Source organism: Glycomyces mayteni (assembly GCF_042428885.1).
Lineage (GTDB): Bacteria > Actinomycetota > Actinomycetes > Mycobacteriales > Micromonosporaceae > Glycomyces > Glycomyces mayteni.
The window spans coordinates 276,126-292,259 of the sequence record NZ_JBHMBP010000002.1 but is presented as its reverse complement, the minus strand read 5'-3'; the positions used below and the strand labels follow the sequence as shown (position 1 = coordinate 292,259).

The following is a 16,134-nucleotide window of genomic DNA, read 5'->3' as shown; positions in this document are numbered from 1 at the left end:
CTATGTGGTCGCTGACCAGTCCTGCCAGGACGCGATCTGGTCGCGGACCTGGGCGAGCTGGTCGGCGACGGCCTTCGGGCCGGTCGAGCCGGGCGTGGTGCGGCCCGCGAGCGCGCCGTCCACGTCGAGGACGGCTTTGACCGACGGGTCGAGGTGCGGGGAGATCGACGCGAAGTCCGCGTCGGCGATCTCGTGCAGCTCGATGCCGCGGGCCTCGCAGTGGGCGACGCAGGCGCCCGCGATCTCGTGCGCGGAGCGGAACGGGATGCCCTTGCGCACCAGCCAGTCCGCGATCTCCGTGGCGAGGCTGAACCCCTTCGGGGCCGAGGCCCGCGGGACCTCGACGTTGAAGGTCATGGTCGCGACCATGCCGGTCACGGCGGGCAGCAGGAGCGCCAGGTTGTCCAGGGAGTCGAAGACCGGCTCCTTGTCCTCCTGGAGGTCCTTGTTGTACGTGAACGGCAGGCCCTTGAGCGTCACCAGCAGGGCGGTCAGGTTGCCGACGAGGCGCCCCGACTTGCCGCGGGCGAGTTCGGCGACGTCCGGGTTCTTCTTCTGCGGCATGATCGACGAGCCCGTGGAGAACGCGTCGTCCAGGGTCACCCAGCCGAACTCCTGGCTCGACCAGAGGATGACCTCCTCCCCCAGGCGGGAGAGGTGGACGCCGATCATCGAGCAGACGAACAGCAGCTCGGCCGCGAAGTCGCGGTCGGAGACGCCGTCCATGGAGTTCGCGACGGGCGCGTCGAAGCCGAGCTCCTCGGCCACGGCGACCGGGTCGAGCGGCAGCGACGAGCCCGAGAGCGCGCCCGCGCCCAGCGGGGACACCGCGGCGCGCTTGTCCCAGTCGCGCAGGCGGTCCAGGTCCCGCAGGAGTCCCTGGGCGTGCGCGAGGAGCTGGTGCCCGAGGGTCACCGGCTGCGCGTGCTGGAGGTGCGTCATGCCCGGCGCGGGCGCGTCCACGAGGCCCGCGGCCTGACCGGCCAGCGCATCCACGAGCGCGGTGACGTCCGCGGCGAGTCCGCGGGCGTGGTCGCGGCAGTAGAGGCGCAGGTCGGTGGCGATCTGGTCGTTGCGGCTGCGTCCGGCGCGGAGCTTGCCGCCGAGGTCGCCGAGGCGCTCCACCAGGCCGCGTTCGAGCGCGGTGTGCACGTCCTCGTCCGCGACGGTCCCGGTGAAGGTCCCGTTCGCGACGTCCGCGCCGAGCGAGTCCAGGGCGGACAGCATCTGCGACAGCTCGTCGGCGGTGAGGAGCCCGGCGCGGCCCAGCACGCGCGCATGGGCTTTCGAGGCCTTGAGGTCGTACGGTGCGAGCCGCCAGTCGAACCCGATCGAGGCGTTGAGCGCTTCGAGGGCCGCGGCGGGGCCGCCGGTGAAGCGGCCTCCCCACAGTTTCGCCATTACTCGGCCTCGGCCTTGATCCGCTCGTTCCGGGCGGCGGCGAGCTTGGCCGGGAGGCTCCACAGCTCGACGAAGCCGCGCGCGTTGGACTGGTCGAACGCGTCGCCCTCGTCGTAGGTGGCGAGGTCGAAGTCGTAGAGGCTGGTCTCGGAGCGGCGGCCGGTGACGGTGGCCTTGCCCGCGTGGAGGGTCAGCCGGACCTCGCCGGTGACGTAGGTCTGGACGTCGTTGACGAAGGTCTCCAGGCTCTGCTTGAGCGGGGAGAACCAGAGGCCGTCGTAGACGAGTTCGCCCCAGCGCTGGTCGACGGTGCGCTTGAACCGGGCCTGCTCGCGCTCGATGGTGACGTTTTCGAGTTCCATGTGGGCGGCGATCAGGGTGATGCCGGCCGGGGACTCGTAGACCTCGCGGGACTTGATGCCGACGAGCCGGTCCTCGACCATGTCGATCCGGCCGATGCCCTGGGCGCCGGCGCGCTCGTTGAGCTCCTTGATGAGCTGGTAGGCGGTCTTCTCGACGCCGTCGAGGGCGACGGGCTTGCCGGAGACGAAGGTGATGACGACCTCGTCGGGCTCGCGCTCCTCGGCCGGGTTCTGCGTGTAGTCGTAGATGTCCTCGATGGGGCCGTTCCAGATGTCCTCAAGGAAGCCGGTCTCGACGGCGCGGCCCCACAGGTTCTGGTCGATCGAGTACGGGGACTTCTTGGTGACGTCGATCGGGAGGTTCTTGGACTCGGCGAACGCGATGGCCTTGTCGCGGGTCCAGGCGAAGTCGCGGGCGGGCGCGACGACCTTGAGGTGCGGGGCGAGGGCGGCGAGGCCGGCCTCGAAGCGGACCTGGTCGTTGCCCTTGCCGGTGCAGCCGTGGGAGACGATCGTGGCGCCGTGCTTCTCGGCGGCGGCCACGAGGTGCTTCACGATGAGCGGCCGGGAGAGCGCGGAGACGAGCGGGTAGCGGTCCATGTAGAGGGCGTTGGCGGCCACGGCGGGGAAGCAGTAGTCGGCGGCGAACTCCTCGCGCGCGTCCACGATCTCGGCGGCGACGGCGCCGCAGCCGAGGGCCCGCTGCTTGATGACGTCCATGTCCTCGCCGTTCTGGCCGACGTCGATGGCCACGGCGATCACTTCGGCGTCGAGCTGCTCGGCCAGGTACGGGATCGCGACGGACGTGTCGAGGCCGCCGGAGTAGGCGAGCACTACCTTCTCGGTCATTTCTGGTTCTCCTTGCTTCCTTTAAAGTGCATGGCGTCGATGGTGTTGGCGTGGTACGGGTCCGGGCCCTGGCCGGCCCAGTTGAGCATCTGGTCGGCGACGTGCCTGCCGGTGACGCCGTCGCGGGCGATGACGGCGATCGTGTCGTCTCCGGCGATGGTGCCGATGACGTCGGCGAGGCCGGAGCGGTCGATCGCCGAGGCGAGGTACTGGGCGGCGCCGGGCGGGACCCGCAGGACGGCCATGTTCGACGAGTGGTCGGCGCCGACGAGCAGTTCGCGCAGGAGGCGCTGGAGCCGGTCGGGGGCCGCCTCGGCGTCGCGGAGGGGCCGTTCGCCTTCCGCGAAGATCGAGTAGACGGCGGAGCCGCCGTCGGTGCCGCGGACCTTGACGGCGCCGAGCTCTTCGAGGTCGCGCGAGAGCGTGGCCTGGGTGGCCTCGATGCCGTCGGCGGCGAGGAGCGCGGCGAGTTCGGTCTGGGAGCGGACGGCGCCGTTCGAGATGTGCCCGACGATGCGCGCCTGGCGTGCGGCCTTGGTGGTCGGCTGGTTCATGAGGACTCCTTGAGGAGCCACGCGAGGAGGGCCTTCTGGGCGTGGAGCCGGTTCTCGGCCTGGTCGAAGACCCGCGACTGGGGGCCGTCGATGACGTCGTCGGTGATCTCCTGGCCGCGGTGGGCCGGGAGGCAGTGGAGGACGATCGCGTCGTCGGCGGCGTGCGCGAGAAGCTGCGAGTTGAGCTGGTAGCGGCCGAGGTCGGCGAAGCGGCGGGCGCTGTCGTCCATGCCCATGGAGATCCACGCGTCGGTGGAGACGACGTCGGCGCCGGTGACGGCTTCGACGGGGTCGGCGGTGACGGTGACCGAGCCGCCGGTGGCCGCGTTGATCTGGGCGGCGCGCTCCAGGACCTCGTCGGCGGGCTGGTAGCCCGCGGGGGCGCCGATGCGCACGTGCATGCCCGCGAGGGAGGAGGCGATCACGGTGGAGTTGCCCATGTTGAACGCGGCGTCGCCGACGTAGGCGATGCTCGTGCCCTTGAGGGGCTTGTGCTCGGCGATGGTCTGGAGGTCGGCGAGGAGCTGGCAGGGGTGCCAGCCGTCGGTGAGCGCGTTGACGACCGGGACGGCGGCGTGCTCGGCGAGCTCGGCGATCCGGTCGTCGCCGAAGGTGCGGATGACGATCGCGCTGACGTACCGGGAGAGGACCCTGGCGGTGTCGGCGATGGACTCGCCGCGGCCGAGCTGGGTGGACTGGGCGTCGAGGACGACGGAGTGGCCGCCGAGTTCGGCGATGCCGACGTCGAAGGACAGCCGGGTTCGGGTGGAGGGCTTCTCGAAGACGACCGCGACGGACTTGGGGCCCTTCAGGGCCGGGTAGGCGTAGCGGTCGGCCTTGAGCTTCGCGGCCAGGTCGAGGACCTCGGCCTGCTGGGCGGTGGTGAGGTCGTCGTCTTTAAGGAAGTGCTTGAGGGTCACGGTCGTCCTCCGGGTGCGGGGGTGAGGGCGTCGAGGACTGCGATGAGCTTGTCGCAGAACAGGTCGATCTCCGTCCGGGAGACCGTCAGCGGGGGCGCGATCCGGATCGTGTCGGGCCGGGGGGCGTTGGCGAGGACGCCGAGGCCGATGAGGTGGCGCACGACGTCGGCGGCGACGGGCTCGGTGAGGTTGATGCCGCGCCACAGGGCCTGGCCGCGGACCTCGGTGACCCGGGGGTCGGCGAGGAGCCGCGCTTCGAGGTGCGCGCCGAGGGCGAGCACGTTGTCGAAGAGGTGGTCGCGCTCGATCGTGTCGATGACGGCGAGGGACGCCGCGCACGCGATCGGGTTGCCGCCGAACGTGGAGCCGTGCGTCCCGGGGGTCAGGAGCGCGGCGGCGGCCTCGGTGGCGAGGACCGCGCCGATCGGGACGCCGCCGCCGAGGCCCTTCGCGAGGGTCACGGCGTCGGGGACGATGCCTTCGGCGTGGTGGGCGAACCAGGCACCGGTGCGCCCGAACCCGGACTGGATCTCGTCGAGGATGAGCAGCGCGTTGCTCGCGGCGGTGAGTTCCCTTGCGGCCTTGAGGTATCCGCCGGGCGCGGGGACCACGCCGGTCTCGCCCTGGGTGGGTTCGAGGAACACGGCGGCGACGGTGTCGTCCACGGCGGCCTTGAGGGCGTCGGCGTCGCCGTAGGGCACGAACACGACCTCGCGGGCGAAGGGCCCGAACGGCTCGCGGATCGCGGCCTTCCCGGTGATCGAGAGCGCGCCGAGGCTGCGGCCGTGGAAGCCGTGCTCGGTGGCGACGATCTTGGCCTTGCCGGTGGCGTTGCCGTGGAGGATCGCGAGCTTGAGCGCGGCCTCGTTGGCCTCGGTCCCGGAGTTGCACAGGAACACCCGGCCGGGGTTGCCCCACAGGTCGAGGAGCTTCTCGGCGAGCTCGACCTCCTTCTCGTGCAGGAAGAGGTTCGAGGTGTGCGCGAGCCGCGCGGCCTGGCCGCTGATCGCCTCCACGAGCGCGGGGTGGTTGTGCCCCAGGCTGGAGACGGCGATGCCGCCGATCATGTCGAGGTAGGCGTTGCCGTCCACGTCGGTCACGGCGGTGCCCGAGCCCTCGCGGATCGCGACGGGCGGGAGGCCGTAGTTGCCCATGAGCGCCTTGGCGTACCGGGCCTTGATCTGCTCCAAGTAGCTCACTGCTCCTCCATCACCATCGTGCCGACGCCGTCGGTCGTGAAGATCTCCAGCAGGGTCGAGTGCGGGACCCGCCCGTCGATGACGTGCGCCTGCGGCACGCCGCCCTTGACGGCGCGCAGGCACGCCTCCATCTTCGGGACCATGCCCGCCTGGAGCGACGGGAGGATCTCGGCGAGCCGGTCGGTGGAGATCTGCCGCAGCAGCGAGTCCTTGTCCGGCCAGTCCTCGTAGAGCCCCTCGACGTCGGTGAGGACGATGAGCTTCTGCGCGCCGAGCGCCTCCGCGAGCGCCGCGGCGGCCGTGTCGGCGTTCAGGTTGTAGAGGATGCCGTCGTGGTCGAGCGCGACCGTGGAGACCACGGGGATGCGCCCGGCGGCGATGAGGTCGTCGATCGCGGCGGTGTTCACCGACGCGACGTCGCCGACCCGGCCCACGTCGACCTGCTCGCCGTCCACGTCGGCCCAGCGGCGCTTCGCGGTGAACAGCTGCGCGTCCTCGCCGGACATGCCGACCGCGAACGGGCCGTGGTTGTTGATGAGGCCCACCAGCTCCCGGCCGACCTGGCCGACCAGGACCATCCGGACCACGTCGGCGGCCTCGGGGGTGGTGACCCGCAGGCCGCCCTTGAACTCGGAGGCGATGTCGAGCTTCTTCAGCATCGCGGAGATCTGGGGCCCGCCGCCGTGGACGACGACCGGCTTGATGCCGACGTAGTGCAGGAACACCATGTCCGCGGCGAACGCGGCCTGGAGCTCGGGGTTGATCATGGCGTTGCCGCCGTACTTGACGACCACGATCGAGCCGGTGAACCGCTGGAGCCACGGGAGCGCCTCGATGAGCGTCTCGGCTTTGCCAAGGGCCGCTTGGAGGTGCGGGGCGAGTTCGCTGATGTCCGTCATGTGCTGTACGCCGAGTTCTCGTGGACGTAGTCGTGGGACAGGTCGTTGGTCCAGATCGTGGCCGACGCGGCGCCCTCGTGGAGCTCGATGTCGATCGCCACCTCGCGGCCCTTGAGGTCCACCAGGTCGCGCGGCTCGCCGGCGGCGCCGGCCTTGCAGATCCACACGCCGTTGACGGCCACGTCGACCGCGTCGGCGTCGAACGGCGCCTTCGCGGTGCCGACGGCGGCGAGGATGCGGCCCCAGTTCGGGTCCGAGCCGAACAGGGCGGTCTTGACGAGGCTGTCGCGGGCGACGATCCGGGCCACCTCGACCGCGTCGTCCTCGGTCACCGCGCCGGAGACGGTGATCGCGACGTCCTTCGTGGAGCCCTCGGCGTCCGAGAGCAGCTGGTGCGCGAGGTCCTTGCACAGCTCGGTGAGCGCCGAGATGAACTCGTCTGCGGCGGCCTCGACGCCGGAGGCGCCCGAGGCGAGCAGGAGCACGGTGTCATTCGTGGACATCGACCCGTCGGAGTCGAGCCGGTCGAACGAGTACCGGCACGCGGTGCCCAGCGCGGCGTCGGCGAGCGGCGCGTCCACGACGGCGTCGGTGGTGAGCACGACGAGCATCGTCGCCAGGCCCGGCGCGAGCATCCCCGCGCCCTTGGCGATCCCGCCGACGCTCCAGCCCGCGGGGCTGGCGACGACGGCGTTCTTCGCGACGGTGTCGGTGGTCATGATCGCCGTGGCGGCCTGGGGGCCGCCGTCGGCGGCGAGCGCGCCCGCGGCGGCCTCGACGCCCGGCAGGAGCTTGTCCATGGGGAGCCGCTCGCCGATGAGCCCGGTCGAGCAGACCGCGACCTCGACCGCGCCGCAGCCGAGGACCTCGGCGGTCTTCTCGGCGGTGGCGTGCGTGTCCTGGAAGCCCTCGGGACCGGTGCACGCGTTCGCGCCGCCGGAGTTGAGGACCACGGCCTTGAGCGCGCCGGTGGTGAGCACCTGCTGCGACCACTTGACCGGGGCGGCCTTGACGCGGTTGCCGGTGAACCGGCCCGCCGCGACCTGGAGCGGGCCCTCGTTGACGACCAGGGCCATGTCGGGCCTGCCGGAGGCCTTGAGCCCGGCCGTGACGCCGGATGCCTTGAAGCCCTTGGGAGTCGTGATGGTCACGGCGCCACTCCGTTCACGGTGAGCCCGGCGGCCTCGTCGAGGCCGAGCATGAGGTTCGCGCACTGCACGACCTGCGCGGCCGCGCCCTTGCCGAGGTTGTCGATCGCGGCGGTCACGATGATCCGCCCGGAGTCCTTGTCGGCGCCGCCCTGGAGCAGGACCGCGTTGGTGCCGTAGACGGCCGCGGTGGAGGGCCACTGGCCTTCGCGCAGGACCCGCACGAAGTGCTCCCCCGCGTACGCCTTGGTCAGGGCCTCCCGCACGTCTGCCGCCGAGACGTCGGCGAGGGGCTTGGCGGTGACCGTGGAGAGGATGCCCCGCGGCATCGGGGCGAGCAGCGGCGTCATCGAGAGCGAGACGGCCCCGCTGGCCTGCTTGATCTCGGGGACGTGCTGGTGCGCGCCGACCTTGTACGGGCTGATCGCGCCCATGACCTCGGACGCGAGGAGGTTCTTCTTCGGGGCGTTCCCGGCCCCGGACGTCCCGGAGGCGGCCACGACCACGACGTCCTCGGCCGAGGCGATCCCGGCGTCCAGGAGCGGTCGCAGCGCCAGGATGGTGGCGACGGCGTAGCAGCCGGTCGCGGCGACCCGGTCGGCCGCGGCGATCCGCTCGCGCTGGCCGGGGAGTTCGGGGAGGCCGTAGGTCCAGGTCCCGGCGTGCGGGCCGGAGTAATAGGACTCCCAGGCCGCGGCGTCTTCGAGCCGGTGGTCGGCGCCGAGGTCCACGATCTTCTGCCCGGCGGGGAGCTGCGCGGCGAGCGCGGCGGACTGGCCGTGCGGGAGGGTCATGACGACGAGGTCCGCGTCGGCGAAGGCCTCCGGGGTCGTCGGGGTGAAACGTCGGTCGCCGTACGCGGAGAGGTGGGGGTGGACTGCGGTGATGTACTCACCGGCGTTGCTGTGCGCGCCCGCGGCGACGACGTCGAGCTGCGGGTGGTCGGCCAGCAGCCGGAGCACCTCGCCTCCCGCGTAGCCGCTGGCTCCCGCCACGGCGACCTTGAACGTCACTGGAAACCTCCGTCTTGAATGACTATGCAGAGAACTGTATCAGCATTCAGAGGAGGCGTGAAAGGGATATTCCGCTGGGTGGGATGTGACTATCGCCCCTGTTCACGCGCAAAGATGGCGGCCTGGACCCGGTTCGCCAGGCCCAGCTTGGCGAGCACGCGCGTGACGTGGGACTTCACCGTGGCCTCGGCCATGCCGAGGTCCGCGGCGATCTCCGCGTTCGACATGCCCTCGCCGATGAGGGCCAGCACCTCGGTCTCGCGCGGCGTCAGCGCCGCCAGACCCGCCGCGTCCGCCTCGATCGGCGCGTACGCGGGCCTGGAGCGCGCGAACTCGGCGATGAGGCCGCGGGTGACCGCGGGCGAGATGAGGCCGTCCCCGCGCGCGATGGTGCGGACCGCCTCCACGAGCGTCGCCGCGTCGGCGTCCTTGAGCAGGAACCCGCTCGCGCCCGCCCGCAGCGCGTCGAACACGTTCGCGTCGTCGCCGTACGAGGTGAGGACGAGGACGTCGGCGACGCCGCGCAGCTCCGCGGCCGCCGCGATCCCGTCCTTGCGGGGCATGCGGATGTCCATGACCACCACGTCGGGCCGCAGCGCCTTCGCCAGCGCGACCGCCTCGACCCCGTCGGCGGCCTCGCCGACCACCTCGATGCCCTCCTCGGAGCCCGCGCTCTCCAGGAGCATCCGCAGTCCGGCGCGCACCGCGCCGTGGTCGTCGGCCAGCAGGACCTTAATCATCCGTAACTCCTGTCGGGATCTCGGCGCGGACGGCCCAGCGGTCGCCGTCCGGTCCGGCGTGGACCTGTCCGCCCAGGAGGCGGACGCGCTCGGTCATGCCGACCAGGCCCGATCCGGCTCCGGGCACCGCTTCTTCCTTGTCGCCCAAGGCGTTCACGACGGTGACCACCAGTGTCCCCGGTCGGTACTCGATCGCGGCGACGGCGTCGCGGCCGTATTTGAGGGCGTTGGTGAGCGACTCCTGGACGACCCGGTACGCGGTCAGCTCGACCTCGCCGGGCAGCGGGCGGGCCGGGCCCTCGGTGCGGAACTCGACCTTGAGGCCGACGGCCCTCATGCGCTCGGCGAGTTCGGGGATCTGGTCGATGCGGTAGGACGCGAGCTCCTCGCCTTCGTCTCCGGCGCGGAGGATGCCGATGATGCGGCGCAGTTCGGCGAGGCCGTCGACGCTGGAGGCGCGGATCGCGGCGATGGAGGTGCGCACGGCGTCGGAGTCGAGGTCTTTGCGGGACTGGAGGGCCGTGGACTGGAGGGCGATCGCGGAGAGGTAGTTCGCGACGGTGTCGTGGAGTTCGCGGGCCATGACGGTGCGCTCGCGCAGGACCGCTTCGCGGCGGCGCACGTCGGCGAGGCGGGCCATCTGCTCGGCGCGCTCGCGTTCGAGCTGGGCGCGGTCGTGGGCCTGGCGGACGATGATGCCGGTCGCGATCGGGGACAGGAGGACGACGGCGAGGATCGCGAGGGTGGTGAGGACCGCGGCGGTGTCGGCGCCTTCGAGGAGGACGAGGCCGCCGAGGGCGAGGACGCCGGCGATGACGGCCGGGGTGAGGATGCGCAGGCCGCGGCGCGGCCCGTAGCGCGCGAACGCGTAGAGGTTGTCGGTGTAGACGCAGATCGTGGCGAACGTGACCCCGATGGCGATCTCGGTGCCGAAGCCGAGGGTGCCGAGGGCGAGGCACAGGCCCGGGGAGGCACGACGGACCACGACGCCGAGGCAGGTGAGGCCGAAGGGCAGGAACCGCACCCACAGCGGCAGGTCGACCATGTACGGCTCGAAGACGCCGAGCCCGATGAAGAGCGATCCGAGGACGAAGATCACCGCGGCGGCGATGAGGTCGCCTCTGCGGATGCGCCGCAGGAGGCCGGGCGGACTGGTCATGCCCCCATCCCATCACGTCCCGGGGCGCGCGGCCTCGGTCCGGGAGGGGAGCCGGGCTCCGACTTTGGTCGCACCCAACGGTCCCCACGCGTCCCGGAGGGTTCATCATGTTCGGGTGACCCAGGTGAATCCTCCCCAGTTCCGTCCCGAGTGGGAACGGTACAGCGGGGTGCTCCGCAACCTCGTGATGGCCAACTCGTTCGTCGCGCTCGTGCTCGAACTGGCCCTGTTCGTCTTCGTCGCCTGGTGGGCGCTCGACCTCGACCACGCGCTGTGGACGCGGCTGCTCATCGCCGTCGCCGCGGTCGGCGCGCTCATCGCCCTGTGGGGCGCGTTCGCCGCGCCCAAGGCCCGTGTGCCGCTGCCGGTGGCCGGGACCGTGGCGGTCAAGGCCGTCGCGTTCGGCGCGGGCGCGTTCGCGCTGTGGGGGCTCGGCCTGCCCGCCGCGGCGATCGCGTTCGCGGTGCTCGCCGCCGCGAACACGGCCGCCGTCACGTACTTCAGGCGGCCCCGAGGAGCGTGAGGACCACGCTGTAGTCCCAGTCGGTGGGGTCGCTCGTCGGCAGGTCGTCGATGTGGTCGACGATCGTGCCGACCGTGGTGACCCAGAAGATCACGTACAGGATCCAGAACACGATCGAGGCGACGCCGATCCAGCCGAGCACGATCCCGGTGGTGGCGAAGCCGTCGCCGCCTTCGCCGCGCTCGGCGATCTGGCGCTTGGCGATCATCCCGAAGATGAGGCCGAGGACGCCGACGGGGTTGCACGCGCCGACGATGCCGAGGACGAGCGCGGCGATGGACATGCCGTTGACGGGCGGCGGCGGCGTGTAGTACCCGTAGGGCGGGGGGTACGGGACCTGCGGCGGGTACGGCGGCGGCGGGTAGGCCGCCGGGCCGGGCGACTGCGCCTGCGGCGCTTGGGGGTCGGGCGTGGGGTCGGGCGTGGACATCAGGCACCTCTGCTGCTGCGTGCTTCGGGTATCCAGCCGAGCGTAAGGCACCGGGGCCACCGGCGTCGGTCGTCACGGGCGCGTCCACGGCCTCGCGGTCGGCGCGCTCGCGGTCGAGCAGTGGCGTGCACGCGAACCACACGAGGGCGGCGACGGCCCATCCGGCGGCGGCGCCCGCGATCGTGTCGGTGAGCCAGTGGGCGTGCTGCCAGGTGCGGGCGCCCATCATGAGGACCGTGAGGAACACGGCGATCGGCCACCAGGTCTTGAGGTGGCGGGCGGGGATCCAGACGACGGCGACGATGACGACGAACGCGGCCATGCGCGCGGCGTGACCGGACGGGAAGGCCCAGGAGCCGGTGTCCACCATGACGTCGAGGGGCCGGGGCCGCTCCCCCACGCGCTTGACGACGTCCACGACGAGCGAGGTCGCGGCGACCGCGGCGCACGCGAACACGGCGGAGCGCCAGCGCTTCGCGATGAGCAGGGCGACGACGGCGATGGCGAGGAGCGCGAGGCCCGGTTCGCCGCCGAGGCGGTTGAGGAGCTGCGCGAGCTGCCAGCGGACGCCGTCGGCGGGGCCGCCGACGAGGGTGTTCCAGCGGTCGTCGAGGCCCTGCAACGGCGGCGTCCCGGCGAGGCGGATCCAGATCGCGTCCCCGAGGACTCCAAGGGGGACGAGGACCGCCAGGGCGAGCGCGGTGCGCGACTTCGGGAAGCCGTTGGGAGTCATGGGCTGCATGGTAGGGCCTGCGGAGGCCCGGTCAGCAGAAGGGCCAGCTGGTGCACTCCTCGCTGGTGGTCTCCTCGGGCGATGAGGTGGTGGGTTCGGGCTCGGGTTCGGAGGAGGTGGTGGGCTCGGGTTCGGGCTCCTCGCTGGTCTCCTCGGCCTCGCTTGAGGACTCGGCCTCGGTGGGGCTCTGGGACGCGGCGCACGCGGCCTCGTCGGGGTGCGCCCGGCAGTACTCGCCGTCGGGGTCCATGGAGCCGTCGTCCTCGATGCCGTCGGTGAGGTCCTCGCCTTCGCCGGAGGCGCCGGGGAGCCGTTCGGCCTCGTACCCCTTGGTCTCGATGGCGGTGTCGATGACGTTGCGCCACAGCGGCATGCCGCCGTCGGCGGCGGCGGAGCCGTTGGCCCAGGCGGCGACGCTGAGCTGGGGTATGGCGCCGACGTACCAGGACTGGGTGGTGGAGCCGTGGAAGTCGGCGCCGATGCCGAAGAAGTCGCGGTCCTCCATGGCGTCGGCCTCGCCGAGGCCGATGAACTGGAGGTCCTGCGCGGTGGTCTCGGCGATCGCCCGGTTGGTGCGGAGGTCCTGCTGGGCGCGGATCTGGCCGCCGCCGGAGTCGAGGACGGCGTCCACGAGGTGGGTCTCGGCGTACTCGCCTCCGGCGGCGATGGTCGCGTAGACGCCGGCCATGTCGATCACGGGCACGGGGTAGGTGCCCAGTCCGGCGGGGTCGAGGCCGTCGTAGTCGCCCGCGGCGAGGTCGCGGAGGGTGCCGTCGGCGTCGGCCATCGCGGTGAGGCCCATGCCGTTGGCGGTGGCCAGGACGGTGTCGGCGCCGTACTCGCCGGCCATGGTGTCCATGGCGCCGTCGCGGTTCTGCTGCACGGCTTCGGCGAGGGTGACGTCCACGTCGTCGTCGCTCCACCAGGAGTCGATGGACGCGCCGGATTCGAGGGCGGTCGCGGCGGTGATCATGTCGAACACGGAGGAGGAGGGGTGGGGGGCGGCGGAGCCGACGAGGTCGGCGCCGGTCTCGGCTTCGGCGCCGTAGTAGCAGAGGACGGCGCCGGTGCCGGGTTCGACGGCGACGACGCCCGCTTCGCCGGAGGTCTCCTCGGCGGCGTCCTGGAGCGCCCGGTCGAGGGTGAGGACGACGCGGTAGCCGTCGGGGCGGGCGTCCTCGTCGTAGAGCTGGTCGGCGGTGATCCCGTAGCGCGCTTCCAGTTCGGCGTGGATGCGCTCCACGAGGGACGGGTGGGCGTCGGCGAAGTCGGCGGGGAGGGCGCGGCCGTCGTTGTACAGGAGCGCGGCGTCGTCGGCCCCTTCGCCCGCGCCGCCGCCTCCGGGGAGGTTGCCGAGCACGATGGACGCGCCGATGGCGACGACGAGCGCGGCGGCGCCGCCGACGGCGAGGTGCAGCCTGGTGAACTGCATGTCGCGCAACCGGTCCGGGAGGGGGAGGTTCCACGCGGCGCGGCGCGCCCCGCTGTACGCGAGGCCCGCGCGGTGGCTCCCCGGGGGTCCGCCTTCGGAGCCGGACCGCCTCAGGCGCCTGCCGATGCGAGAGGGGTTCCCGTTATTCACACCACGTACCTTAAAAGGCGCGGACCATGCGACATGCCGCGGCTCCGGCCTTACTCCGAAATCACGCCGTACCGGGACACGCAGTAAGGGCGCGGTGCCACACTGGTGACACCGCGCCCCGAATGATCGTGCGGCCGCTATCCGCGCAGGCCCGCCCCGAAGCGCTCGGCGGCGACCGCGACGGCGGCGTCGCGCACGGCCACGCCCTCCTCGTTGGTGAGGGTCCGGTCGTTCGCGCGCAGCTCCAGTTTGAACGCGAGGGACTTGCGGCCCTCGCCGAGCTTCGCGTCCCGGTACACGTCGAACAGGCGCAGCGAGTCGAGCAGCTCCCCCGCGCCCTCGCGCAGCGCGGCCTCGACCTGCCCGGCGGGGACGGCCTCGTCGACGACCACGGCGACGTCGATGAGCGTCGCCGGGAAGTGCGAGACCACCGGCGCGGGCGCGAGGCCCGGCAGCGGCAGCGCGGTCAGGTCCAGCTCCATCGCGGCGGTGCGGCGCGGCAGGCCGAGGCGCTCGCACACCTCGGGGTGCAGCTCCCCGGCGTGGCCGACGGCGACGCCGTCCACGCGCAGCTCGGCGCAGCGGCCCGGGTGCCACGGCGCGGCCTGGCCTTGGGCCGCTTCGAGTTCCACGCCCGCGGCCCGGGCCACGAGTTCGGCGGCCTCGACCGCGTCGGCCCAGTCGACGGCCCGGCCGGGCGCGTCGACCCCGGCGGGCACGGCCTGCCCGCACAGGACCGCGGCGACGTGCCGCGGCTGCACCGGCAGCCGCCGGATCGCGGCCGCGATGGCCTCGTCGTCGGGGCGCTTGGACACGGGGAGCACGACGGCGTCGAGCTCGGTCCAGCCGCCGGCGGGCTCGAAGACCAGGCCCTCCTCGAAGACCGCGAGGTCCTTCGCGCCGCGCGCCAGGTTGATGCGCACGGCGTTGACGAGGGTCGCGAGGACGGTGGTGCGCAGCAGCGGCGCGGCGTCGTCGAGCGGGTTGAGCACGGCGACGGCCTCGCGCTGCGGGTCCTTCTCGTCCAGGCCCAGCTCGTCGGCGCGGTCGCGGGAGACGAACGGGAACGTGTAGGTCTCCACGAACCCGCCGTCGGCCAGCGCGCGGGCGACGCGGCGGCGGCGCCGCTGCGCGGCGGTCAGGCCGGTCCCGGCGATGGCGCGGGGCGTCGCCGAGGGCACGTGCGCGTAGCCGTGCAGCCGCACGACCTCCTCGACCAGGTCGACGGGGTCGGTGATGTCGGTGCGCCAGGACGCGGGCACGACGCTGAGCACGTCCCCGTCGCCGTCCACAGTGCACCCGGCGGCTTCGAGCATCGCGACGACCGTGGCCCGGTCGTACTCGACGCCCACGGTGCGCGAGGGCAGGTCCACGGGCAGGCTGATCGCGGGGATCGGCTTCCGGTTGTCGAGGTCGGCGACCTCGTCCACGAGGTTCCCGCCGCCGTACTCCACGAGCAGGTCGGCGGCGCGCTGCGCGGCGATCATGCTCAGGGCCGCGTCGGCGCCGCGCTCGTACCGCTTGGACGCCTCGGAGGTGAGCTTGTGCCGCCGGGAGGTGCGGGCGATCGACACCGGGTCCCAGTGGGCCGCTTCGATGAGCACGTTCCGGGTGCCGGGCACGACCTCGGAGGTGAGGCCGCCCATGACGCCCGCGAGCGAGAGCGGTCCGGTGGCGTCGCAGATGACCATGTCCTCGGGGTCGAGCGCGCGCTCGACGTCGTCGAGGGTCTTCAGCGTCTCGCCGGGCTGCGCGCGGCGCACGACCAGGACGTCTTCGAGCGCGTCGCGGTCGAAGGCGTGCAGCGGGTGCCCCAGTTCGAGCATGAGGTAGTTCGTGACGTCCACGGCCAGACCGAGTGGGCGCATGCCCGCTTGGACGAGGCGCCGGGCCATCCACTCGGGGGACTCGGCGTTCGCGTCCACGTCGCGCACCTCGCGGAGCGTGAAGCGGGTGCAGCCGTCGGTCTCCACGCGCACCGGGTACGGCGGGTGCTCGGTGGCCTTGGGCTCCGCGGCCTTCGCGGCCGGGTCGGTGAAGGCCACGCCGAGGCGGTGGGCGACCTCGCGGGCGATGCCGCGCACGGAGAAGCAGTACCCCATGTCGGGGGTGATCGCGAGCTCGAAGACGACGTCGTCGAGGCCCACGACCGGGCGGGCGTCCTCCCCCACCGCGGTCGTCTCAAGCACGGTCTCGGGGAGGACGATGATGCCCTCGTGGTCGTCGGAGACGCCGAGTTCGCGGGCGGAGCAGATCATGCCGTCCGAGAGGCGCCCGTAGGTCTTGCGCGAGGCGATCTTGAAACCGCCGGGCAGCTCGGCGCCGGGCAGGGCCACGACGACGAGGTCGCCTTCGGCGAAGTTCCGCGCGCCGCAGATGATCGAGCGGGGCTCGGCCTCGCCGACCTCCACCTGGCAGTGGCGGATCGGCTTCTTGAACTCGGTGAGCTCCTCGATGGACGCGACGCGACCGACGACGAGCGGGCCGGTCACGCGCCCGCGCAGGTCGTCCACCTCTTCGACTTCGAGCCCGGACTCGACCAGCGCGGCGTCGAGCGCCTCGGTGGACAGGTCCGCGGGCAGCGCGGCGTACTCGGCGAGCCAGGAAACGGGAATCCTCATC

General features: G+C 72.4%; 14 protein-coding genes and 1 pseudogene. 1 reads left to right on the top strand and 14 read right to left on the bottom strand.

What is annotated here, in order from left to right; genetic code table 11:
- The 10 genes from argH to ACFFXY_RS07970 all read right to left on the bottom strand — a co-directional run bounded on the left by argH (position 1) and on the right by ACFFXY_RS07970 (position 10,244).
- Positions 1 to 1,401 (bottom strand): argininosuccinate lyase, encoded by a 1,401-nt coding sequence (gene argH / locus ACFFXY_RS08015; RefSeq protein WP_382348119.1) that lies wholly within the window; start codon positions 1,399 to 1,401, stop codon positions 1 to 3.
- On the bottom strand, positions 1,401 to 2,612 hold the full coding sequence (locus tag ACFFXY_RS08010) for an argininosuccinate synthase (RefSeq protein WP_382348117.1): 1,212 nt from the start codon (positions 2,610 to 2,612) through the stop codon (positions 1,401 to 1,403). Before ACFFXY_RS08010 ends, argH begins: the two co-directional genes overlap by 1 nt.
- A complete protein-coding gene (locus tag ACFFXY_RS08005) occupies positions 2,609 to 3,166 on the bottom strand; it encodes an arginine repressor (protein WP_382348114.1) in 558 nt (185 codons plus the stop codon). Before ACFFXY_RS08005 ends, ACFFXY_RS08010 begins: the two co-directional genes overlap by 4 nt.
- Positions 3,163 to 4,086 carry an ornithine carbamoyltransferase gene (gene argF / locus ACFFXY_RS08000; RefSeq protein WP_382348111.1) on the bottom strand — a complete coding sequence of 308 codons (924 nt, stop codon included), beginning with the start codon at positions 4,084 to 4,086 and terminating at the stop codon, positions 3,163 to 3,165. Before argF ends, ACFFXY_RS08005 begins: the two co-directional genes overlap by 4 nt.
- The gene (locus ACFFXY_RS07995; protein WP_382348108.1) at positions 4,083 to 5,285 is read right to left on the bottom strand and encodes an acetylornithine transaminase; all 1,203 of its coding nucleotides are present in this window, start codon (positions 5,283 to 5,285) and stop codon (positions 4,083 to 4,085) included. The genes argF and ACFFXY_RS07995 overlap by 4 nt, the downstream gene beginning before the upstream one ends.
- On the bottom strand, positions 5,282 to 6,184 hold the full coding sequence (gene argB, locus ACFFXY_RS07990; protein ID WP_382348105.1) for an acetylglutamate kinase: 903 nt from the start codon (positions 6,182 to 6,184) through the stop codon (positions 5,282 to 5,284). The genes ACFFXY_RS07995 and argB overlap by 4 nt, the downstream gene beginning before the upstream one ends.
- Positions 6,181 to 7,335, bottom strand: coding sequence for a bifunctional glutamate N-acetyltransferase/amino-acid acetyltransferase ArgJ (argJ, locus tag ACFFXY_RS07985; protein WP_382348102.1), 1,155 nt, complete (start codon positions 7,333 to 7,335; stop codon positions 6,181 to 6,183). Before argJ ends, argB begins: the two co-directional genes overlap by 4 nt.
- On the bottom strand, positions 7,332 to 8,345 hold the full coding sequence (gene argC, locus ACFFXY_RS07980) for an N-acetyl-gamma-glutamyl-phosphate reductase (protein ID WP_382348099.1): 1,014 nt from the start codon (positions 8,343 to 8,345) through the stop codon (positions 7,332 to 7,334). Before argC ends, argJ begins: the two co-directional genes overlap by 4 nt.
- Positions 8,346 to 8,434: 89 nt before the next feature.
- The gene (locus ACFFXY_RS07975; RefSeq protein WP_382348096.1) at positions 8,435 to 9,085 is read right to left on the bottom strand and encodes a response regulator; all 651 of its coding nucleotides are present in this window, start codon (positions 9,083 to 9,085) and stop codon (positions 8,435 to 8,437) included.
- A complete protein-coding gene (locus ACFFXY_RS07970; RefSeq protein ID WP_382348094.1) occupies positions 9,078 to 10,244 on the bottom strand; it encodes a sensor histidine kinase in 1,167 nt (388 codons plus the stop codon). The genes ACFFXY_RS07975 and ACFFXY_RS07970 overlap by 8 nt, the downstream gene beginning before the upstream one ends.
- 115 nt (positions 10,245 to 10,359) lie before the next feature.
- Here ACFFXY_RS07970 and ACFFXY_RS07965 point away from each other — a divergent pair, with 115 nt between their 5' ends.
- On the top strand, positions 10,360 to 10,767 hold the full coding sequence (locus ACFFXY_RS07965) for a YrdB family protein (protein ID WP_382348091.1): 408 nt from the start codon (positions 10,360 to 10,362) through the stop codon (positions 10,765 to 10,767).
- Here the strand turns inward: ACFFXY_RS07965 and ACFFXY_RS07960 are convergent.
- From ACFFXY_RS07960 to pheT, 4 genes and pseudogenes are all read right to left on the bottom strand, one after another.
- On the bottom strand, positions 10,745 to 11,197 hold the full coding sequence (locus tag ACFFXY_RS07960) for a DUF4190 domain-containing protein (protein WP_382348088.1): 453 nt from the start codon (positions 11,195 to 11,197) through the stop codon (positions 10,745 to 10,747). The genes ACFFXY_RS07965 and ACFFXY_RS07960 overlap by 23 nt on opposite strands.
- A 148-nt stretch (positions 11,198 to 11,345) precedes the next feature.
- Positions 11,346 to 11,930 (bottom strand): annotated as a pseudogene (locus ACFFXY_RS07955) (phosphatase PAP2 family protein); the annotation flags it as partial.
- Between the two features lie 31 nt (positions 11,931 to 11,961).
- On the bottom strand, positions 11,962 to 13,512 hold the full coding sequence (locus ACFFXY_RS07950; protein WP_382348085.1) for a penicillin-binding transpeptidase domain-containing protein: 1,551 nt from the start codon (positions 13,510 to 13,512) through the stop codon (positions 11,962 to 11,964).
- 137 nt (positions 13,513 to 13,649) lie between these two features.
- Positions 13,650 to 16,133, bottom strand: coding sequence for a phenylalanine--tRNA ligase subunit beta (gene pheT, locus ACFFXY_RS07945; protein ID WP_382348083.1), 2,484 nt, complete (start codon positions 16,131 to 16,133; stop codon positions 13,650 to 13,652).
- Position 16,134 lies beyond the last annotated feature (1 nt).